Annotated in this window: 16 protein-coding genes; 13 read left to right on the forward strand and 3 right to left on the reverse strand. The window is 73.2% G+C overall.

Annotated features, from left to right (window positions below):
* Nucleotides 1–18 precede the first annotated feature (18 nt).
* The 4 genes from O2V61_RS08030 (at nucleotide 19) to wag31 (ending at nucleotide 2910) form a co-directional block, all read left to right on the forward strand.
* A complete protein-coding gene (locus tag O2V61_RS08030) occupies nucleotides 19–759 on the forward strand; it encodes a YggS family pyridoxal phosphate-dependent enzyme (protein ID WP_269182773.1) in 741 nt (246 codons plus the stop codon).
* Between the two features lie 143 nt (nucleotides 760–902).
* On the forward strand, nucleotides 903–1724 hold the full coding sequence (locus O2V61_RS08035) for a cell division protein SepF (RefSeq protein WP_269182774.1): 822 nt from the start codon (nucleotides 903–905) through the stop codon (nucleotides 1722–1724).
* Between the two features lie 72 nt (nucleotides 1725–1796).
* The gene (locus O2V61_RS08040; protein WP_269182775.1) at nucleotides 1797–2075 is read left to right on the forward strand and encodes a YggT family protein; all 279 of its coding nucleotides are present in this window, start codon (nucleotides 1797–1799) and stop codon (nucleotides 2073–2075) included.
* Between the two features lie 97 nt (nucleotides 2076–2172).
* On the forward strand, nucleotides 2173–2910 hold the full coding sequence (gene wag31 / locus O2V61_RS08045; protein ID WP_269182776.1) for a DivIVA-like cell division protein Wag31: 738 nt from the start codon (nucleotides 2173–2175) through the stop codon (nucleotides 2908–2910).
* Between the two features lie 149 nt (nucleotides 2911–3059).
* On the opposite strand, the gene ileS is transcribed toward wag31, so the two are convergent.
* On the reverse strand, nucleotides 3060–6203 hold the full coding sequence (gene ileS, locus O2V61_RS08050; protein ID WP_269182777.1) for an isoleucine--tRNA ligase: 3144 nt from the start codon (nucleotides 6201–6203) through the stop codon (nucleotides 3060–3062).
* A 108-nt stretch (nucleotides 6204–6311) separates the two neighbouring features.
* Between ileS and O2V61_RS08055 the strand changes: the two genes are divergently transcribed.
* Nucleotides 6312–7823, forward strand: coding sequence for a potassium/proton antiporter (locus tag O2V61_RS08055; RefSeq protein WP_269182778.1), 1512 nt, complete (start codon nucleotides 6312–6314; stop codon nucleotides 7821–7823).
* A 183-nt stretch (nucleotides 7824–8006) separates the two neighbouring features.
* Here the strand turns inward: O2V61_RS08055 and mqo are convergent, their stop codons facing one another.
* Nucleotides 8007–9491, reverse strand: a complete 1485-nt coding sequence (gene mqo / locus O2V61_RS08060) for a malate dehydrogenase (quinone) (RefSeq protein WP_442929168.1) — start codon at nucleotides 9489–9491, stop codon at nucleotides 8007–8009.
* A gap of 324 nt (nucleotides 9492–9815) precedes the next feature.
* On the opposite strand from mqo, the gene lspA reads away from it, so the two are divergent.
* The 5 genes from lspA to O2V61_RS08085 all read left to right on the forward strand — a co-directional run bounded on the left by lspA (nucleotide 9816) and on the right by O2V61_RS08085 (nucleotide 16858).
* On the forward strand, nucleotides 9816–10394 hold the full coding sequence (lspA, locus tag O2V61_RS08065) for a signal peptidase II (protein WP_269182780.1): 579 nt from the start codon (nucleotides 9816–9818) through the stop codon (nucleotides 10392–10394).
* Between the two features lie 56 nt (nucleotides 10395–10450).
* The gene (locus tag O2V61_RS08070) at nucleotides 10451–11416 is read left to right on the forward strand and encodes an RluA family pseudouridine synthase (RefSeq protein WP_269182781.1); all 966 of its coding nucleotides are present in this window, start codon (nucleotides 10451–10453) and stop codon (nucleotides 11414–11416) included.
* Between the two features lie 12 nt (nucleotides 11417–11428).
* Nucleotides 11429–12226, forward strand: coding sequence for a CPBP family intramembrane glutamic endopeptidase (locus tag O2V61_RS08075; RefSeq protein ID WP_269182782.1), 798 nt, complete (start codon nucleotides 11429–11431; stop codon nucleotides 12224–12226).
* 221 nt (nucleotides 12227–12447) lie between these two features.
* Complete coding sequence (gene dnaE / locus O2V61_RS08080) at nucleotides 12448–16002, forward strand: DNA polymerase III subunit alpha (RefSeq protein WP_269182783.1); 3555 nt, start codon at nucleotides 12448–12450, stop codon at nucleotides 16000–16002.
* Between the two features lie 109 nt (nucleotides 16003–16111).
* On the forward strand, nucleotides 16112–16858 hold the full coding sequence (locus O2V61_RS08085) for a DUF2567 domain-containing protein (RefSeq protein WP_269182784.1): 747 nt from the start codon (nucleotides 16112–16114) through the stop codon (nucleotides 16856–16858).
* A 29-nt stretch (nucleotides 16859–16887) separates the two neighbouring features.
* On the opposite strand, the gene O2V61_RS08090 is transcribed toward O2V61_RS08085, so the two are convergent.
* Nucleotides 16888–17811 (reverse strand): LON peptidase substrate-binding domain-containing protein, encoded by a 924-nt coding sequence (locus tag O2V61_RS08090; protein WP_269182785.1) that lies wholly within the window; start codon nucleotides 17809–17811, stop codon nucleotides 16888–16890.
* Nucleotides 17812–17891: 80 nt separating this feature from the next.
* On the opposite strand from O2V61_RS08090, the gene hisD reads away from it, so the two are divergent.
* Genes hisD through hisB form a run of 3 tightly spaced genes read left to right on the forward strand, consistent with a single transcriptional unit; the run spans nucleotide 17892 to nucleotide 20919 of the window.
* Nucleotides 17892–19208: a histidinol dehydrogenase gene (gene hisD, locus O2V61_RS08095; protein ID WP_269182786.1), complete on the forward strand. Its 1317-nt coding sequence runs from the start codon at nucleotides 17892–17894 to the stop codon at nucleotides 19206–19208.
* Between the two features lie 5 nt (nucleotides 19209–19213).
* The gene (locus tag O2V61_RS08100; RefSeq protein ID WP_269183001.1) at nucleotides 19214–20326 is read left to right on the forward strand and encodes a histidinol-phosphate transaminase; all 1113 of its coding nucleotides are present in this window, start codon (nucleotides 19214–19216) and stop codon (nucleotides 20324–20326) included.
* Entirely contained in the window at nucleotides 20323–20919 is a 597-nt protein-coding gene (gene hisB, locus O2V61_RS08105) for an imidazoleglycerol-phosphate dehydratase HisB (RefSeq protein WP_269182787.1), read from the forward strand. Before O2V61_RS08100 ends, hisB begins: the two co-directional genes overlap by 4 nt.
* The last annotated feature ends 4 nt before the right edge of the window (nucleotides 20920–20923 follow it).

A 20923-nucleotide genomic window follows, 5' to 3' on the forward strand; every position in this document is an offset into this window, starting at 1 on the left:
TGCGGGGAGGATGAGGCCATGTCGCCCGTCGCCGAGAACAGGCCGTCCCTCGCCGAGAACCTGCGGGCCGTCCGCGCCCGGATCGACGACGCTGCCCGGGCCGCCGGACGTGACCCGGCCGAGGTGCGGCTGCTGGCGGTGAGCAAGACCTGGTCGGCCGACGCCGTCCGGGCCCTCGCGGCGCTCGGGCAGCGGCACTTCGCCGAGAACCGCGTGCAGGAGCTGGCCGGCAAGGCGGCGGCCCTGGCCGAGGACCCCGCAGTCCCCGAACTGCACTGGCACCTGGTCGGGCAGCTGCAACGGAACAAGGTGGCCCCCGTGGCCCGACTGGGTGCCGCGGTGCACTCCGTGGACCGCGCCTCCCTGGTGACGGCGCTGGCCCGCGCCGCCGAGCGTGAGCAGCGGGTCCTGGACGTCTACGTCCAGGTCGACCTGGGTGGCCCGGAGGGCGAGCTGGGCAGCCGGGGCGGGACAGCACCGGTCGACGTCCCCGGCCTCGCGGACGTCATCGCCGGCGCGCCGGAGCTGCGCCTGCGTGGCCTGATGGCGGTGGCCCCGCGGGGCGAGGAGCCCGCCCCGGCGTTCGAGCGGCTCGCCGGGCTGGCCGCCCGGCTGCGCGCCGACCATCCTGGTGCCACGGAGACATCGGCAGGCATGAGCGGCGACCTGGAGGCTGCTGTGACGGCTGGGGCCACCGTGGTGCGTGTCGGTACTGCGTTGTTCGGGACGCGCCCCCTAACCTCCGGTGCAGAGCAGTGACACCGGGCTGTGGCACGGGGAGTGAGGCGGCACGACTGCGCTCTCCCGAGTCACACCAGCACCACCTGAACCACTCGAACCACCCAGGCACCTGAGTGCAGCGCGGGGCGTCCAGCGCCGACGAGACCAGAGGGAGACGTCCGATGGCGGGAGCGATGCGGAGGATGGGGGTCTACCTCGGCCTCGTGGAGGACGACGACACCCGAGGCGGGTACGACCGCTACGCCGCACGGCAGGGCGACTACGACCGCGACGACCGGGGCTACGACCGCGGCTACGACCGGTACGCCGCTGACGACGCCGACCCCGTGGCCGAGGAGTCCCGCTACGGCTACGGCAGCGGCTACGGCGGTGGCTACGACACCGAGTACGCCGGCGTGCGCCCGGTCGACGAGCCGGTCGAGGAGCGCGCTCCCGAGCCCGAGGTCTCCCTCGGCCGGCGGCCGGCCACGCCGCGGACGATCGGCCTGGCGGGCACGCCGTCGAGCGGGAGCACCGCCGCGCGCCTGGCCGGCAGCGGGCTGTCCGCCGCCGGGAGCGCCGGGTCCGGCTCGTCGGGCCGCAGCCGGATCACCTCCGGTGGCTCCGGCGCCGCAGCCGGCCTGGCCATGAGCGAGCCCGTGGCCGTCGCGCCCGATCCGGTCCCGGCCCCCGCGCCGGCTCCGACTCCGGCTCCGGCTCCGCAGGGCTACCGGATCACCACGGTCCACCCGGCCTCCTACAACGAGGCCCGCACCATCGGCGAGCGCTTCCGGGACGGCATGCCGGTGATCATGAACCTGACCGACATGGAGCACGCCGACGCGAAGCGGCTCGTCGACTTCGCCATCGGTCTGACGTTCGGGCTGCACGGTAGTATCGAGCGAGTCACGGCCAAGGTCTTCCTGCTCAGTCCGCAGGACGTCGACGTGACGGCTGAGGACAAGGCCCGCATCCGTGAGGGTGGCTTCTTCAGCCAGTCCTGACCCCCTGCACCCCGCGCCCCGGCGTGAGGTGCTCCCGAACGAGCGAGGACCGTGCCTCTCCTTCTGCAGATCGTGTCGTCGATCCTGCTCGTCTTCCTGATCCTCCTCTTCGCCCGGTTCGTCGTGGACTGGGTGATGGTGCTCGCCCGCAGCTGGCGCCCCCAGGGTCTGGTCGCGGCGGGGCTCGAGGTCGTCTACGCAGCGACCGACCCGCCGCTCAAAGCGGTGCGCAAGGTCATCCCGCCGCTGAACCTCGGGTCCATCCGCCTCGATCTGGGGTTTATGGTGCTGCTGATCGGCGTGATCCTCCTGCGCAGCATCCTGAGCAGCCTGGCCTACTCCATCGCATGATCCGTCGTACCGTGCCCGAACGGGGTGTGGACCCGAACCGGTTCGCCGCCGATCTGGATCCGTCCCCGTTCCTCCCGTCCGACCTGAGGTGAGCCGCATGCCACTGACTCCCGCCGACGTGCACAACGTCGTCTTCAAGAAGCCGCCGATCGGCAAGCGCGGCTACGACGAGGACGAGGTGGACGCCTTCCTCGACGTGGTCGAGGCCGAGCTGGCCCGGCTCATCGAGGAGAACAACGACCTGCGCGGCTCCGGTGGCACCGGGTCCGGTGTGCGGGAGGAGCGGCCCGAGTCCGCGCCGATGACCGTCGCGGCCCCGCCGCCCCCGCCGGCGCAGACGCCGGCGGCCCAGGTGCGTGAGGACGACGCGATCCGGGCCTCGCGGATGCTGGCGCTGGCCACCGAGACGGCCGAGCGGCACGTCAACGAGGCCAAGGCCCAGGCCGACCAGATGGTGGGCACCGCCAAGAGCAGCAGCGACCGGATGATGTCCGAGGCGCGGGCCAAGAGCGAGCAGATGGTCGGTGAGGCCAAGAGCCGCGCCGACGCCATGCTCGGCGACGCCCGCACCCGCGCGGACACGATGGAGCGCGAGGCCCGCGCCAAGGCCACCGCTCTCGCCCAGGACGCCGAGCGCAAGCAGGTGGAGGCGATGGGCTCCCTGGAGGAGAAGCGGGCCAGCCTCGAGCGCAAGGTCGACGAGCTGCGCACCTTCGAGCGGGAGTACCGCACCCGGCTGCGCTCCTACCTGGAGTCGCACCTGCGCGACCTGGACAGCCGCGGCTCGGCCGAGCCGGCGTCCACCAGCCGGCAGAGCCAGCACGTCAGCGCCTGACCCACCAGGCACAGCAGCACAGAGCCCCGCCGGACCTGGTCCGGCGGGGCTCTGTGCTGCTCGGGGTCCGGGCCGGCTGCCGAGCCCCGGGTGCTGACTCGGCCGAACCAGACCGGGCCCCCGGTTGGTCACCGGGGGCCCGTCGGACGTCAGCGCGCCGGGGTGATCCAGACCCGGGCGCCCGCGGGGCCCTCGAGCCCGTCGCCGGAGCCGGCCTCCTGGGCGTGCACGGCGGTGGCGAGCACCTCCGCGGCCAGCGGGGCGGCGTGCTCGGTGAGCGCCTGGGCCACGGCCCCCTCGCCGGTCCACCAGACCTCGATCCGGTCGCTGACCGCCAGGCCGCTGGACTTGCGGGCGTCCTGCACCAGCCGCACGACCTCGCGCACCAGCCCGGCCCGCTCCAGCTCCGGGGTGAGGGTCAGGTCGAGGGCGACGGTGAGCCCACCGGCCGAGGCCACCGTCCAGCCCTCGCGCGGCGTCTCGGTGACCACCAGGTCGCCCTCGACGAGCGGCACCGGCGCACCGTCGACCGGCACCGTCGCCGTCCCGGCCCGGTAGGCGGCCACCAGCTCGACCGCGTCGGCGGCGGCGACCGCGGCGGCGACCGCCTGCACCTGCTTGCCCATCCGGCGCCCCACCGCCCGGAAGTCGACCTTCACCGAGACGTCGACCAGCGAGCCGTCGACCCCGGCGAGCTCCGTCAGCTCGGCGACGTTCAGCTCCTCGGCCACCTCGGCGACCAGCTCACGCGGCAACTGCGCCCACCCGGGGGCGGCCACGAGCGCCCGGGCCAGCGGCTGGCGGGTGCGGGCCTTGCCGGCGGTACGGGCGGACCGGCCCAGCTCGACCAGGCGCCGGACCAGGGCGACCTGGTCGACCAGCGCGTCGTCCCGGGCGTCGGTGTCGACGGACGGCCAGCTCGCCAGGTGCACCGAGTCGACCGACGCCACCTGCCCGGGCACCACGACGCCGCGCCACACCCGCTCGGTCACGAACGGGGTGAACGGCGCCATCAGGCGGGTCAGCGTGTCGAGCACCTCGTGCAGGGTGCCCAGCGCCGCCGGGTCGCCGTCCCAGAAGCGTCGCCGGCTGCGCCGCACGTACCAGTTGGACAGGTCGTCGACGAACTCGGCGATCAGCCGACCGGCGGTCTGGGTGTCGAACTGCTCCAGCGCCTCGGTGACGCCGGCGGTGACCGACGCCAGCTCCGCGAGCGCCCAGCGGTCCAGCAGTGGACGCTCGGCGCGCGGGGGAGCGGGGGTGAGGGCCGGGTCCCAGCCGTTGGTCTCGGCGTAGAGGGTGAAGAAGCTGGCGGTGTTCCAGTAGGTCAGCAGGACCTTGCGGACCACCTCGGACAGCGTCTCGTGGCCGACCCGGCGGGCGGACCAGGGGGAGCCGCCGGCCAGCATGAACCAGCGGACGGCGTCGGCGCCGTGCCGGTCCATCAGCGGCATCGGCTCCAGGATGTTGCCCAGGTGCTTGCTCATCTTCCGGCCGTCCTCGGCCAGGATGTGCCCCAGGCACAGCACGTTCTCGTAGGAGCTCTGCTCGAACACCAGGGTGCCGACCGCCATGAGCGTGTAGAACCAGCCGCGGGTCTGGTCGATCGCCTCGGCGATGAACTGCGCCGGGTACGCCGCCTTGAACTCCGCCTCGTTGCGGTGCGGCGCGCCCCACTGGGCGAACGGCATCGACCCGGAGTCGTACCAGGCGTCGATCACCTGCCGGACCCGGCGGTAGGTGCCCTCCTCACCGGGCACGGTGAAGGTCACCTCGTCGATGAACGGCCGGTGCGGGTCGAGGTCGGACAGGTCCCGGCCGGTGCGCTCGGACAGCTCGGCGAGCGAGCCGATGACGACCATCCGGCTCGGGTCGGCGTCGTTGCGCCAGATCGGCAGCGGGGTGCCCCAGTACCGGTCGCGGGAGAGTGCCCAGTCGACGTTGTTGTTCAGCCAGTCGCCGAAGCGGCCTTCCTTGATGTTCTCCGGGTACCAGTTGGTGCGCTCGTTCTGCGCCAGCAGCTGGTCCTTGACCTGGCTGGTGCGGATGTACCAGGACGGCTGCGCGTAGTACATCAGCGGCGTGTGGCAGCGCCAGCAGTGCGGGTAGCTGTGCTCGTACCGCAGCTCCCGGTACAGCACGCCGCGGTCCTGCAGGTCCTGGACCAGGGCCGGGTCGGCGGCCTTGAAGAAGTGCCCGCCGACCAACGGCACGTCGGCGACGAAGTGGCCGGTCGAGTCGATCGGGTTGACCACCGGCAGGCCGTAGGACCGGCAGACGGTGAAGTCGTCGGCGCCGAAGGCAGGGGACTGGTGCACCAGCCCGGTGCCGTCCTCGGTGGTGACGTACTCGGCCAGGACGACGTAGTGCGCGTCCCCCTCCGGGAAGTCGACCAGCTCGAACGGCCGCTGGTAGTGCACCCGCTCCCAGTCCCGGCCGGTGGTGCGGGCCAGCACCTTCACGTTCTCACCGAGCACGGCGGTCAGCAGCGGCTCGGCGACGACGAACGTCCCGTCGTCGGTGCGGGCCACCACGTAGGTGACGTCAGGGTGGACGGCGACCGCGGTGTTGGACGGCAGCGTCCACGGCGTCGTCGTCCAGATGAGCAGGTCCGCCTGGCCCGCCCAGTCGCCGCTGGTCACCGGGAGCCGGACGTAGACCGAGGGGTCGGTCAGCGTCTCGTAGCCCTGGGCGACCTCGTGGTCGCTCAGGCCGGTGCCGCAGCGCGGGCAGTACGGGGCGACCCGGTGGTCCTCCACGAGCAGGCCCTTGTCGAACACCTGCTGCAGCGACCACCAGACGCTCTCGATGTAGCTGGCGTCCATGGTCCGGTAGGCCGTCGACATGTCGACCCAGTAGCCCATCCGCTGGGTCAGCTCGGCGAACGCGCCGACGTGCCGCTCCACCGACTCCCGGCAGCGGGCGTTGAACTCCGCGATCCCGTACCGCTCGATGTCGGGCTTGCCGGCGAAGCCGAGCTCCTGCTCCACGGCGATCTCCACCGGCAGCCCGTGGCAGTCCCAGCCGGCGCGACGGGGGACGGAGAAGCCCTGCATCGTCTTGAACCGGGGGAAGACGTCCTTGAACGCCCGCGCCTCGATGTGGTGGGTGCCCGGGCGGCCGTTGGCCGTCGGCGGGCCCTCGTAGAAGACCCACTGCGGCCGGTCGGCAGAGCCTTCCAGCGATCGGGCGAAGACCTTGTCGGCCTCCCACTGCTCGAGGACCTCGTGTTCGAGGGCCGGCAGGTCGACCTGCGGGGGAAGGGCCTGGAACGGCCCGGAGGGAGCACTCACGCCGCCCATCATCCCCGACCCCGCCAGCACCTCCGCGCAGCCGTCGGTCCGCAGCCGCCACCGGCCGGGGAGACCGGTACGGGAGACTGCCCCCATGGGGGATCGCCGATGAACACGACGGTCACCGTCGCGCTGGCCGTCGGCGCCCTCGTCGTCCTCCTCGCCGCGGTCGCGCTGCGGCTCGCCGACCGGATCGGGCTCCCGTCGCTGCTGCTCTACCTGGCGTTCGGGGTGGCGCTGGGGGAGAGCGGCGTCGGCATCGAGTTCGAGGACGTCCAGCTGACCCAGACCCTGGGGGTAGCCGCGCTGGTGGTCATCCTCGCCGAGGGCGGGCTGACGACCCGCTGGACCGACGTCCGGCGGGCGATCGGTCCCGGGCTCACCCTCGCCACGGTCGGTGTCGCGGTGAGCGTGTCGGTGACCGCCGCCATCACGGTGTGGCTGCTCGGCTACTCGTGGGGCTTCGCGCTGCTGCTGGCCGCGGTGATCAGCTCCACCGACGCGGCCGCGGTGTTCGCCACGCTCCGCCGGATCCCGCTGCCCCGGCGGCTGGCCGCCTCGTTGGAGTCCGAGAGCGGGCTCAACGACGCGCCGGTCATCCTCCTGGTGCTGGCCCTGTCCGAGGGGCTGACCGGCGGGTACGTCGCCCCGTGGTACCTGGTGCTGGCGGAGGTGGTCGGGCAGCTGGTCGGCGGTGCCGCCATCGGCCTGGCCATCGGCTTCGGCGGTGCCTGGTTGCTGCGGCGGGTGGCACTGCCGCTGGTCGGCTTCTACCCGCTGGCCACCCTCGCCCTGTGCGTGCTGGCCTACTCCAGTGCCACCCTGGTCCTGACCTCCGGGATCGTCGCGGTGTACCTGTGCGGGCTGGTGCTGGGCAACTCGGCGCTGCCGTACCGGGCGGCGAGCATCGGGTTCGCCGAGGGCATGGCCTCCCTCGCCCAGATCGGGTTGTTCGTGCTGCTCGGGCTGCTGGTCTCCCCGTCCCGGCTGCCGGATGCCGTGCTCCCCGCGCTGGCCGTGGGCGGGGCGCTGCTGCTGATCGCCCGGCCGCTGTCGGTGCTGCTGAGCCTGACCTGGTTCCGGATGCCGCTGCGGCAGCAGGCGTTCATCTCCTGGGCGGGGCTGCGCGGCGCCGTCCCCATCGTGCTGGCGACCTTCCCGGTCGCCGCCGGCGTCCCCGGGGCGGACGGGGTGTTCGACACCGTCTTCGTGCTCGTCGTCATCTTCACCGTCATCCAGGGCTGGGGCCTGCCCGCGGTCGCCCGGCTGCTGCGGATCAGTGCCCCGACCACCCCGCGGGACGTCGACGTCGACTCCGCGCCGCTGGAGGAGTTCGACGCCGAGCTGATGCAGCTGCGGGTACCGGACAACTCCCGCCTGCACGGCGTCTACCTGCCCGAGCTCCGACTGCCCGAGGACGCCGCGGTGGTCCTCGTCGTCCGCGACGGCAAGCCGTTCGTCCCCGACCGGTCCACCCGGCTGATGCACGGCGACCAGGCGCTGCTGGTGTCCGCGCGCGGGTCCCGCCAGGAGGCCGAGCGGCGGCTGCGCGCGGTCAGCCGCGCCGGCCGGCTCGCCACCTGGCGCGGCGAGAGCGGCCAGCCCAGCGAGACTGATTGACCTGTCGGCCTCCGGGCCGACACCGCGGCCAGGAGCCGCGCCCCGGTCGGGAGGCCTCCAGGCTCCACGATCGCTGCTGACGTCCGGGTTGACCCGGACGGGCGGGGGTTGAGCCGCGTCAGGACGCGGCTCAACCCCGGCTCAGGCGGCTCAACCCCCGGGGCCAGTGGAGGACGGGCGCGCTCAGCCCTGGAGTTCCAGGGTCTTCGTCGTGTCGGCGCGGACCTCGGCCATCAGGGCCGGCTCCTGGGACAGCTTGTGGCCGTAGGAGGGGATGGCCTCCTGCAGCAGCGGGCGCCAGGTGTCCATCCGCTCCGGGAAGCAGCGCTCCAGCAGCGTGAGCATCGCCGAGGTGGCGGTGGAGGCCCCCGGTGAGGCGCCCAGCAGGCCGGCGATCGAGCCCTCGGCCCCCACGATCAGCTCGGTGCCGAACTGCAGCACGCCGCGGCCGGTCGTCGGGTCCTGCTTGATGACCTGCACCCGCTGGCCGGCGGTGATCAGCTCCCAGTCGTCCTGCTCGGCGGTCGGCACGAACTCCTCGAGTGCGCGGAACCGGGCGCTGGTCGACTGCAGGACCTGGCCGATCAGGTACTTGGTCAGCGGGATGTTGGCGATCCCGGCGCCGAGCATGGAGCCCAGGTTGCCGCTGCGCACCGACTTCGGCAGGTCCCACATCGACCCGGCCTTGAGGAACTTGGGGGAGAAGCCGGCGTAGGGCCCGAACAGCAGGGCCTGCTCGCCGTCGATCAGCCGCAGGTCCAGGTGCGGCACCGACATCGGCGGCGCCCCGACCTTCGCCTGGCCGTAGACCTTGGCCTGGTGCTGGCCGACCAGCTCCGGGGAGCGGGTGCGCAGGAACTGGCCACTGACCGGGAACCCGCCGAAGCCACGGATCTCCGGGATGCCGGAGCCCTGCAGCAGCGGGAGCGCGCCGCCGCCGGCCCCGACGAAGAGGAAGCGGGTGCGCACGGTGCGGCTGCGGCCGGAGCCGGAGCGGACGGTGACCGCCCAGCGCCCGTCGGACTCCCGCCGCACCGTGCGGACCCGGGTGGAGGTGTGCAACTGGACGCCGCGGCTGACCGCGGCGTCCAGCAGCAGCCGGGTCAGCGCCCCGAAGTTCACGTCGGTGCCGGCCAGCGACCGGGTCGCGGCGGCGACCTCGTCGGCCGGGCGGCCGGCCATCATCAGCGGCACCCACGAGGCCAGGACGTCGCGGTCCTCGGTGTACTCCATCTCCGCGAACAGCGGCTCGGCGGCCAGCGCCTCGTGCCGGGTGCGCATGTAGCGCCGCCCGGCCTCGCCGGTCACGAAGCTGACGTGCGGCACGGAGGTGATGAACCGTTTGGGGGAGTCGGTGAGCCCGGACCGCACCAGGTGCGACCAGAACTGCCGGGACACCTGGAACTGCTCGTTGATGCCGACGGCCTTGGCGGTCTCGACGTGACCGTCCGGTGCCGCGGGGGTGTAGTTCAGCTCGCACAGGGCCGAGTGGCCGGTGCCCGCGTTGTTCCACGCGTCGGAGCTCTCGCCGGCGACCTGGTCGGCGGACTCGAAGACCGCGACGGTCCAGTCCGGCGCCACGACGCCCAGCAGCGCGGAGAGCGTCGCGCTCATGATGCCGCCGCCGACGAGGACTACGTCGGGGTTCGAGGAACCATCCGTGGTCAAGATCTGCCTCCGTGACTGAGTGCGTACCGGCCCATCGTCGTCCGCGCCGGCGGGCGACACGTCCCGAACCCGGGAGTCCCCTCGATCTGAGGTGATGAGATGCATCACAGGGCCGCCTCCTGAGGGTCCCCTGAGCCACCTCCGCCCGCAGCGCGGGTCCGGACGGCGGGTCCGGCCGCCCCCGCAGACGACGGCCTGCGATCGTGCCCCGCCACCCGGCGGCGCCGCCGAGGGGGCCTCCCGGCAGTGCACCGAACCGGCCGCAGCCGGCGGCTATCGTCGGGACCGGCGTGGTCACCGGGGCCGCCAGCGGAGAGGACGGCGATGTCCGAGCAGCCCGATCCACCGGCGGGTTCCTCGGCTGCTGCGGCCGGACCGCGCGGCCGCTCCCGGGCCCGGCTGCTGCTGGGCCTGGCGGCCGTGGTGCTGGCCCTGGACCTGGTCACCAAGCTGGTCGTCGTCGCCACGCTGTCCGACCGGGAGCCGTTGCGGCTGCTGGGCGGCGCGCTGTACCTCACCGAGGCCCGCAACACCGGTGCGGCCTTCTCCTTCGCCGAGGGCGCCACGGTGGTGTTCAGCCTGATCGCGCTGGCCGTGGTCGTGGTGATCGTGCGCAGCGCGCGGCGGATGTACTCGGCGGCCTGGGCGGTCACCCTCGGCCTGGTGCTCGGCGGTGCCCTGGGCAACCTGATCGACCGGGTGTTCCGCGACCCGGGGTTCCTGCAGGGCGGCGTCGTGGACTTCCTCTCGGTGTTCGACCCCTACGGGCGGGTGTTCCCGATCTTCAACGTCGCCGACTCGGCGATCGTCTGCGGCGGCGTGCTCGGCGCGATCCTGGCCTTCCGCGGCATCGAGTTCGACGGCAGCCGCAGCAGCGACCGGCCGGACACCGTCACCGACTGACCGCGGGACGGCCCGGCGGCGGCCGGGCACGGAGCCCCACCCGTCACAATGGTGCGGTGATCAGCAGTCCCGGACCGGCCTCCTCCGGCGGGCGACCCGGTGAACACCGGTCGCTGCCCGTGCCCGACGGGCTCGAGGGGCAGCGGGTCGACCAGGCGCTGGTGCGGCTGTTCGGGGTCTCCCGCGCCATGGCCGCCGAGCTGGCCGACGGCGGTGCCGTCGTCGTGGACGGCCGCGCCCGGGGCAAGGGCGACCGGCTGACCGCCGGCAGCTGGCTGGAGGTCGAGCTGCCGCCACCACCGGGTGAGCCGGCTGCGCCGGTCCCGGTCTCCGGGCTGACGGTGGTGCACGACGACGACGACGTCGTGGTCATCGACAAGCCGGTCGGGGTGGCCGCGCACGGCAGCCCCGGCTGGACCGGGCCCACGGTCACCGGCGGACTGGCCGCGGCCGGCTACCGGATCTCCACCAGCGGCGCGGCCGAGCGGCAGGGCGTCGTGCACCGCCTGGACGCCGCGACCACCGGGCTCATGGTCGTCGCCAAGAGCGAGCGGGCGTACACCCTGCTCAAGGCGGCGTTCAAGGAGCGCACCGTCGACAAGGGGTACCAGGCCCTGGTGCAGGGGCACCCCGACCCGTCCAAGGGCACGATCGACGCCCCGATCGACCGGCACCCCAAGCACGACTGGCGGTTCGCGGTGGTGACCGGTGGCCGCCCGTCGGTCACCCACTACGAGGTGGTGGAGGCCTTCCCGGCGGCCAGCCTCGTCGACGTCCACCTCGAGACCGGGCGCACGCACCAGATCCGGGTGCACTTCTCCGCGCTGCGCCACCCGTGCGTCGGGGACATGACCTACGGGGCCGACCCGACGCTGGCCGCCCGGCTCGGGGTGGACCGGCAGTGGCTGCACGCCGTGCGGCTCGGGTTCGCCCACCCCGCCGACGGGCGCTGGGTCGAGTTCACCAGCGACCACCCGGCCGACCTGGCCGGCGCCCTGGCTGTCCTGCGCGCCGAGAACTGAGGCGCTCGCCTCGTGTCCGGAGCCCCCGACCTCCCCGCTGCCCTCGCCGACTTCGGCGCTGCGCAGCTGGCGGCGGTGATCATCGCCGTCTACCTGGTCGTGGGGGAGCCGTTCGTCGGGTACGTGCTGCACCGGCGCTTCGAGGGGCGACTGCGCACCGACCCGGCGGCGCGTCGGTCCTTCTACCGCCGGTTGCTGGTGCTCGAGTGGGGTCTGGCGGCGGTCACCGTCGTGGTCTGGCTCGCCGCCACCGGGGTGAGCGCGGCCGAGGTGGGGCTGCGCTGGCCGACCGGCTGGCCCGGGCCGGCGACCTGGTTGGCGGTCGTGGTGCTCATGGCGCTGGTCGTGCTGACCACCCGGGCGCTGCGCAGTGGTGCGGTCGCCGGGCCGCCGCCGGAGACGCTGCGCCGCACCCGGCCCGGCGAGGCCCGGCACGCCGAGGCCCCCGGGCACTCGGCGCTCGCGCTGCTCCCGCGCAGCCGGTCCGAGCGCCGGCTGTTCGCCCTGGTCGGGGTCACCGCAGGGGTCTGCGAGGAGTGGCTGTACCGCGGCTTCTTCCTCGCCGTGGTCGCCGCGCTGGCCCCCGGGCTGCCCGCCCTGGGGCTGGTGCTGGTCGCCGCGCTCGCGTTCGGGCTGGCGCACGCGTACCAGGGGCCGGCGGGGGTGGTGACCACCGGCGTCCTCGGGGGTGTGCTGGCCGGGGTCTACCTGGACACCGGGTCGCTCCTGCTGCCGGTGCTGCTGCACGCCGCGATCGACCTGCGGTTCCTGTTCGTGCCGGCCTCCGCGCTGCCGGCCGCCCTCCGGTGAGGCGCCGGGGCGGGCGTGACGGAGTGGTCCGGATCGCCGAGACACGTTCTGTCGGACCCTCGGCGTAGGACTCCGGAGGTGCGAGGATCGGTGGACCGACACCCCCGCACGGCAGCACCCCTGAACGGCCTTCCCCGCCGGTCACCCCAGAACGACCCGCCGCCCCTGTCCACCGCTGGTGGTCAGGCGGTGAGCACGACCCGTGAGGAGCACCACGCACCGTGAGCAGCCCGTCCGCAGAGAACTTCGTGCACCTGCACGTGCACACCGAGTACTCGATGCTCGACGGGGCGGCCAAGCTCGGTGAGGTCACCAAGGCCGCGGCCGACGAGGGCATGCCGGCGCTGGCGATGACCGACCACGGCAACGTCTTCGGGGCCTACGACTTCTACAAGACCGCCAAGGCCGCCGGCGTGAAGCCGATCATCGGCATGGAGGGCTACTACACGCCCGGCTCCCGGTTCGACCGCGCCCCGTTCGAGTTCGGCGACAAGCTGATCGACGAGGAGGGTGACGGCGGGAACAACCGCGGCAAGGCCGCCTACACGCACATGACCCTGCTGGCGAAGACCACCGAGGGGATGCACAACCTCTTCCGGATCTCCTCGCTGGCCAGCCTGGAGGGCCAGTACCGCAAGCCGCGCTTCGACCGTGACCTGCTGGAGCGGTACGGCACGGGCCTGATCGCCACCACCGGGTGCCCCTCCGGCGAGGTCAACATGTGGCTGCGGGCCGGCAAGGTGGACAGGGCCCGGCAGGCGGCGGCGGACTTCCAGGACATCTTCGGGCGTGAGAACTTCTACGCCGAGATCATGGACCACGGGCTGTCCATCGAGAAGAAGACCAAGCCGGCCCTGCTGGAGATCGCCAAGGAGCTCGGCATCCCGCTGCTGGGCACCAACGACCTGCACTACACCCACCGCGAGGACGCCCAGGCGCACGACGCCCTGCTGTGCATCCAGACCGGCTCCCGGCTCAACGAGCCCAACCGCTTCAAGTTCAACGGCGACGGCTACTACCTGAAGTCCGCCGCGGAGATGCGCGCGCTGTTCCGCGAGCACCCCGAGGCCTGCGACAACACCCTGCTGATCGCCGAGCAGTGCGAGGTGCAGTTCACCGAGGGCGCCGACCTGATGCCCCGGTTCCCGCTGCCCGAGGGCGAGGACGAGACCTCCTGGTTCATCAAGGAGGTCGAGGTCGGGCTGCACAAGCGCTACCCGGCCGGCATCCCCGACCACGTGCGCAAGCAGGCCGACTACGAGGTCGGGATCATCACCCAGATGGGCTTCCCGGGGTACTTCCTCGTGGTCGCCGACTTCATCAACTGGGCCAAGGACAACGGCATCCGGGTCGGCCCGGGCCGCGGCTCGGCCGCCGGCTCGATGGCCGCCTTCGCGATGGGCATCACCGACCTCGACCCGCTGCAGCACGGGCTGATCTTCGAGCGGTTCCTCAACCCCGAGCGCGTCTCCATGCCCGACGTCGACATCGACTTCGACGACCGCCGCCGGGGCGAGGTGATCCGCTACGTCTCGGAGAAGTACGGCGAGGAGCGGGTCAGCCAGATCGTCACCTACGGCACGATCAAGGCCAAGGCCGCGATCAAGGACGCCGCCCGGGTGCTCGACCGGCCGTACTCGGTGGGCGACGAGCTGACCAAGCTGATGCCCCCCGGCGTCATGGGCAAGGACATCCCGCTGTCGGGGATCTTCGACCCCAAGCACGAGCGCTACAAGGAGGCCGGGGAGTTCCGGGCCCGCTACGAGTCCGACCCGGGCGCGGCCGAGGTCGTCGACCAGGCCCGCAAGCTCGAGGGGCTGAAGCGGCAGTGGGGCGTGCACGCCGCCGGGGTCATCATCGGCCGGTACCCGCTGATCGACAGCATCCCGATCATGCGGCGCGAGGCCGACGGCGCGGTGATCACGCAGTTCGACTACCCGACCTGCGAGACCCTCGGCCTGCTGAAGATGGACTTCCTGGGCCTGCGCAACCTGACCGTGATCGACGACGCGCTGCGCAACATCGTCATCAACGGCAAGGACCCGGTCGACCTCGACGAGATCAGCAAGGACCTCACCGACCCGGCCACGTACGCACTGCTGTCCCGCGGGGAGACCCTGGGCGTCTTCCAGTTCGACGGTGGCCCGATGCGGTCGCTGCTGCGGCTGATGCGCCCGGACAACTTCGAGGACATCTCCGCCGTCGGCGCGCTGTACCGCCCCGGTCCGATGGGCGCGAACTCGCACACCAACTACGCGCTGCGCAAGAACGGCCAGCAGGAGATCACCCCGATCCACCCGGAGCTGGCGGAGCCGCTCGCGGAGATCCTGGGGCAGACCTACGGGCTGATCGTGTACCAGGAGCAGGTCATGGCGATCGCGCAGAAGGTCGCCGGGTACTCCCTCGGCAAGGCCGACCTGCTGCGCCGCGCGATGGGCAAGAAGAAGAAGTCGGTCCTGGACGCCGAGTACGTCGGCTTCGAGGCCGGGATGAAGGACAACGGCTACTCCGCCGCGGCGGTCAAGACGCTCTGGGACATCCTGGTCCCCTTCGCCGACTACGCCTTCAACAAGGCGCACTCGGCGGCCTACGGGCTGGTCTCCTACTGGACCGCCTACCTCAAGGCCAACTACCCGGCCGAGTACATGGCCGGGCTGCTCACCAGCGTCGGCGACGACAAGGACCGCCGGCCGGTGTACCTGGCCGAGTGCCGCCGGATGGGCATCAAGGTGCTCCCGCCGGACGTCAACGAGTCCTCCTGGGACTTCACCGCCGTCGGCACCGACATCCGGTTCGGCATGGCCTCGGTGCGCAACGTCGGGCACAACGTCGTCGACTCGATCGTGCGGGCGCGCGAGGAGAAGGGCGCGTTCAAGGACTTCGCCGACTTCATGCGCAAGATCGACACGGTGGCCTGCAACAAGAAGGTCATCGAGTCCCTGGCCAAGGCCGGCGCGTTCGACTCGATGGGCCACTCCCGGCAGGGCATCGCCGCGATCCACGCCAACGCCGTGGACCAGGCGATGGGGGTCAAGCGCAAGGAGGCCGAGGGCCAGTTCGACCTGTTCGGCAGCTTCGGCGAGACCGCCGAGGACCCGTTCGGCTCGTCGCTGGACATCGCCATCCCCACCGCCGACTGGTCGAAGTCGGAGAAGCTGGTGTTCGAGCGGGACATGCTCGGCCTCTACGTCTCCGACCACCCGCTGCACGGGGTGGAGCACGTGCTCACCTCGCACGCCGACACCGCCCTGGCCGAGATCATCGCCGGTGGCGTCGAGGACGGCGCCAACGTCACGATCGCCGGCATCCTGACCGCCGTCGGGCCGCGCACCAACAAGCAGGGCGCGCCGTGGGCGATCGCCACCATCGAGGACCTCGAGGCCGGGCTGGAGGTGCTGTTCTTCCCCAAGACCTGGGCGCAGGTCTCGGACAAGGTGGTCCGGGACCAGATCGTGGTGGTCAAGGGGCGGATCAGCCGCCGGGACGACACGCCCTCGCTGTTCGCCTCCGAGGTGTACATCCCCGAGGTGACCGACGGGCCCCGCGGGCCGGTGCTGGTCTCCATGCCGGCGGCTCGCTGCACGCCGCCGGTGGTGGAGCGGCTGCGCGAGGTGCTCGGCAGCCACCCGGGCACCACCGAGGTCCAGCTGAAGCTGCTCAACGGCGGCCGCGAGACGGTGCTGCGCCTGGACCAGGGGCTGCGGGTCCAGCCCAGCACCGCGCTGATGGGCGACATCAAGGCGCTGCTGGGCCCCACCAGCGTCGCCCTCCTGTGACGGCGGCCCCCGCCGCCTCCCGCCGCCCGCACCCGAGCCGCGGACCCTCGGCGGGGGCCGGGGATCAGCCTGAGTCGAGGCACACAGCCGGGCCAGCGACACTGGACCGGTGACCGATCCCCGTACCGCTGGGCCGGCGCCGGGCGCACCGGCCGGCACCGGCGCGCCGCCGGCGTCCCGGCCCGCGACGCCGCCACCGGGCTGGGTGCCCCAGCAGCCGGCGACCCGCGCCGGTCGGGTGACCGGCCTGCGGGGCAGCCGCGAGGACGTGCGGGCCGGGCTGATCACCGTGCTGGCCCTGACGGTCGCCGGCCTGGGGGCCGGCGCGCTGTGGGCCTGGCTGGCCCCGCGGGCCGACTACCGGGTCACCGAGACCCAGGTGGTGCCGGTGGTCGGGGTACCGAGCGCTGAGGTCCTCTTCGCCGACGACGGCGTGTACGTCCTGGTGCTGGCCGGGCTGGGGGTGCTGGCCGGTCTCCTGGTGTGGCTGATCCGCCGCCGCCGCGGTGTGCCTGCGCTGGTCGGCCTGGCCGGCGGGATGGTCGGCGCCGGGGTCGTCGCCTGGCAGCTGGGCGAGCTGCTGGGGCCGGGGCCCTCCGAGGCGGAGCTCACCGAGGTGGGCAGGACGATCACGACCGGCGTGGACCTGGCCGCCACCGCGGCGCTGGCCATCGGGCCCTTCGCCGCCGTGCTCACCTACCTGGTCGCCGCCGCGCTCACCCCCGACGACGACCTCGGCCGCCCCGACGACGCCCCGCGGGCGCAGCAGCAGCTGCCACCCCGCCCGCCGCTGCCGCCGGTCCCACCGTCAGCCCCCCGCCGTCAGGCCCCCTCGCAGGGGCCCACCGCGAGCTAGCGAGCGGTGGGGGTGGGGGGGGTCCTTCCTCAGTTCGGGGTCATCGGGGTGGCGAACTGGCGCAGCGGCACCGGCACCGCGCCGAGCGTCCGCAGCAGGGTCAGCTCCCGGCGCAGCATCCGGGACTCCATGGCCAGCCGGCGGCGGGTCGCGGACTCGGCCAGCAGCGCCTGCCGGTCCTCGGTGGTCAGCAGGGCCACCGAGGCGACCAGGTAGGACAGGCCGCGGGCGTCGTCGCTGACCTCGCGCAGCAGGGCCGCGGTGTCGGCGATCCCGGCCGGGGCGGCGTCGTCCTCGGGCACCAGGTCCTCCGACGTCAGGGCCTCCAGCACCTCGTCCGGCAGCCCGTCGCCGCCACCCTGGCGGACGGCGACGTCGGCCACGTACCGGGCGAAGAGGTCGCGGACGTTCCCGGCGAGCAGCTCCAGGGACCCGCGGGCCACGTCGGTCACGACCTCGTCGGTCTCGTGCCCGGGCGCGGTGTCCACGCCGACCAGCCCCTCGGCGTCACCGGCGGCCTCCTCGGCCGCCTCCTCCTCGTGCAGCCACTCGACGACCGCGCGCAGGTACGTCGGCGCAGCGCCGGCCTCGCCACCGTGCTCGCCCACGTCGGCCGGGGCCAGGACGTCGAGCAGCCGGAACCGCTCGCCACCGACGGTCACCACCTGGTACCCGCCGTCGGACTGGGGGGCGACGACCCGCAGCACCGCGGTGCAGCCGACGTCGAAGAGCGCCTCGGCGGGCGCGACGCGCTCCACCTCCCAGCCCTGGCGGATCGCCACCACGCCGAACCGGCGCGGGGCGCCCTCGGGGAGGGCGGAGAGATCGGCGACGAGCTGGCGGTACCGGGGCTCGAAGATGTTCAGCGGCAGGACGACGCCGGGGAACAGTGGTGTCTCCAAGGGGAACAGCGGGATGACCTCGCGGTCCCCGGTTCCCTCCTCCTCGCGCACGCCGGGAGCCTACGGGCAGCAGGGCCGGTGCACTCGCCGTCTACCGTGGGGTGTTCTCCCGTCGTACCCGGAGGTGCTCCGTGCTGTCCCGCATCGACCTGCGTGGTCCTGCTCTGCCCGGGCCGCGTGAGCTCGCCCAGCTGCTGCCGCGTGCCGGCGTCGACATCGACTCGGTGCTCGACGTCGTCCGGCCGATCTGCGAGGACGTGCGGCTGCGCGGCGCCGCCGCGGTCCGGGAGGTCACCGCGCGGCTGGACGGCGTGGACGTCCCGGAGATGGCCGTGCCGCAGGCCGCCCTCGACGAGGCGCTGGCCACCGTCGACCCTGCGGTGCGCGCCGCGCTGGAGGAGTCGATCCGCCGGGTGCGGATCGTGCACTCCGACCAGCGCCGCACCGACGTCACCACCGACGTGGTGCGCGGCGGCACCGTCACCGAGCGATGGGTGCCGGTGCGCCGGGTCGGCCTGTACGTGCCCGGCGGGCTGGCCCCGCTGCTGAGCTCGGTGGTCATGAACGTCGTCCCGGCGCAGCTGGCCGGGGTCACCTCGATCGCGGTGGCCAGCCCGCCGCAGCGGGACAACGGCGGCCTGCCCGACCCCGGGGTGCTGGCGGCGTGCGCGCTGCTGGGCGTCACCGAGGTGTACGCGGTGGGCGGGGCCCAGGCGATCGCCGTCTTCGGCTACGGCGCGGGCTCCTGCGCACCGGTCGACCTGGTCACCGGGCCGGGCAACGTCTACACCACCGCGGCCAAGCGACTGCTGCGCGGCCTGATCGGCATCGACTCCGAGGCCGGCCCGACCGAGGTCGCCGTCCTGGCCGACGACACCGCCGACCCGGTGCACGTCGCCGCCGACCTGATCAGCCAGGCCGAGCACGACCCGCTGGCCGGTGCGGTGCTGGTCACCACCAGCGAGGAGCTCGCCGACGCCGTCGGTGAGCTGCTGCCTGCTCAGGTGGCCGCCACCAAGCACAGCGACCGGATCACCACCGCGCTCGGGGGCACCCAGTCGGGCATCGTGCTGGTCGACGACCTGGACGCCGGGCTGGCCGTGGTCGACGCCTACGCCGCCGAGCACCTGGAGATCCAGACCCGCGATGCCCGTGCGGTGGCGATGCGGGTGCGCAACGCCGGCGCGGTCTTCGTCGGCCCGTGGGCCCCGGTCTCCCTCGGTGACTACGCGGCCGGCTCCAACCACGTGCTGCCCACCGGCGGCTGCGCCCGGCACTCCAGCGGGCTCAGCGTCCAGACGTTCCTCCGTGGCATCCACGTGGTCGAGTACGACGAGCAGGCCCTCGCCGAGGTCGCCGGGCACATCGACGCCCTGGCGAACGCCGAGGACCTGCCCGCGCACGCCGCCGCGGTCCGGGCCCGGCAGCAGTCGCCGTCCCGGTCGTGACCGCGATGGAGGCGTTGCCGCTGCGGCCGGAGCTGCGGGGCCGGTCGCCGTACGGCGCGCCGCAGCCACCTGCCGAGCACCGGCTCAACACCAACGAGAACCCGCACCCGCTGCCCCCGGCGCTGCTGGCCGACCTCCAGGTTGCCCTGGCCGAGGCGGCCACCGGCCTCAACCGCTACCCCGACCGGGACGCCACGGCGTTGCGGGCCGACCTGGCCGCCTACCTGACCCGGACCAGCGGCGAGCAGGTCACCCCGGCGCAGGTGTGGGCGGCCAACGGCTCCAACGAGGTGCTGCAGCAGGTGCTGCAGACCTTCGGCGGCGCCGGCCGGACGGCGCTGGGCTTCACCCCGTCCTACTCGATGCACCCGATCCTCAGCGCGGGCACCGGAACCGCCTGGGTCGACGGGCACCGCCGCGCCGACTTCACCATCGACCCGGCGGCCGCCGCCGCCCAGGTGCGTGAGGTGCGGCCGGACGTCGTCTTCGTGACCAGCCCGAACAACCCGACGGGCACCGCGGTCGAGCTGGACACCATCGCCGCGCTCTACGAGGTCACCGACGGCGTCCTGGTCGTGGACGAGGCCTACACCGAGTTCGCCCGCACCGGCACGGTCTCGGCGCTCTCGCTGCTGCCCGGGCGCCCACGGCTGATCGTCAGCCGCACGATGAGCAAGGCGTTCGGGATGGCGGGGCTGCGGCTGGGCTACCTGGCCGCCGACCCGACCGTGGTCGACGCGCTGCAGCTCGTCCGGCTGCCGTACCACCTGAGCTCGCTGACCCAGGCGGCGGCGCGGGCCGCGTTGGCGCACACCGAGCAGTTGCTGGCCACGGTCGACCTGGTCAAGGCCGAGCGGGACAGGATCGTCGCCGCGCTGCCGGGCATGGGGCTGACCAGCGTGCCCAGCGACGCGAACTTCGTGCTGTTCGGCCACTTCGCCGACTCCGCCGCGGCCTGGCAGGCGCTGCTGGACCGGGGGGTGCTCGTGCGCGACGTCGGCCTGCCCGGCTGGCTGCGGGTCACCGCCGGCACCACCGAGGAGACCGATGCGTTCCTCACCGCGCTGGGTGAGGTCGCACCGGCGCACCGCGGCTCTCTGGGAGGATCGACGGCATGAACCGCACTGCACGGGTCGAGCGAACGACCAAGGAGACCAAGCTCGTGGTCGAGGTCGACCTCGACGGCACCGGGACGGCCGACGTCGCCACCGGGGTCGGGTTCTACGACCACATGCTCACCGCGCTGTCCAAGCACAGCGGGATCGACCTGACGGTGCACGCCGACGGCGACCTGCACATCGACGCCCACCACACGGTCGAGGACGTCGCCATCGCGCTCGGCCAGGCGTTCGCCGAGGCGCTCGGGGACAAGCGTGGGATCACCCGCTACGGTGACGCGACGATCCCGATGGACGAGGTGCTGGTGCAGGCCGCCGTCGACCTCTCCGGCCGGCCGTACTTCGTGCACGCCGAGCCCGAGAACATGACGCCGATGATCGGGCCGGACTACCCGACCTCGCTCACCAAGCACGTGCTGGAGTCCTTCGCGTTCAACGCCCGGATCAGCCTGCACGTGCGGGTGCTCTACGCCGGCCGGGACGCCCACCACATCGTCGAGGGCCAGTTCAAGGCCCTGGCCCGTGCGCTGCGCACCGCCGTCGCCCTGGACCCGCGGGTCACCGACGTGCCCTCGACCAAGGGCGCTCTGTGACCTC

Source organism: Modestobacter sp. VKM Ac-2985 (assembly GCF_026967925.1).
Taxonomy (GTDB): domain Bacteria; phylum Actinomycetota; class Actinomycetes; order Mycobacteriales; family Geodermatophilaceae; genus Modestobacter.

Coding starts and splice junctions, on each gene's coding strand:
- O2V61_RS08100 (WP_269183001.1), top strand. CDS start 19,214: ATGGAGGCGTTGCCGCTGCGGCCGGAGCTGCGGGGCCGGTCGCCGTAC.
- wag31 (WP_269182776.1), top strand. CDS start 2,173: ATGCCACTGACTCCCGCCGACGTGCACAACGTCGTCTTCAAGAAGCCG.
- O2V61_RS08030 (WP_269182773.1), top strand. CDS start 19: ATGTCGCCCGTCGCCGAGAACAGGCCGTCCCTCGCCGAGAACCTGCGG.
- hisB (WP_269182787.1), top strand. CDS start 20,323: ATGAACCGCACTGCACGGGTCGAGCGAACGACCAAGGAGACCAAGCTC.
- lspA (WP_269182780.1), top strand. CDS start 9,816: ATGTCCGAGCAGCCCGATCCACCGGCGGGTTCCTCGGCTGCTGCGGCC.
- O2V61_RS08035 (WP_269182774.1), top strand. CDS start 903: ATGGCGGGAGCGATGCGGAGGATGGGGGTCTACCTCGGCCTCGTGGAG.
- O2V61_RS08055 (WP_269182778.1), top strand. CDS start 6,312: ATGAACACGACGGTCACCGTCGCGCTGGCCGTCGGCGCCCTCGTCGTC.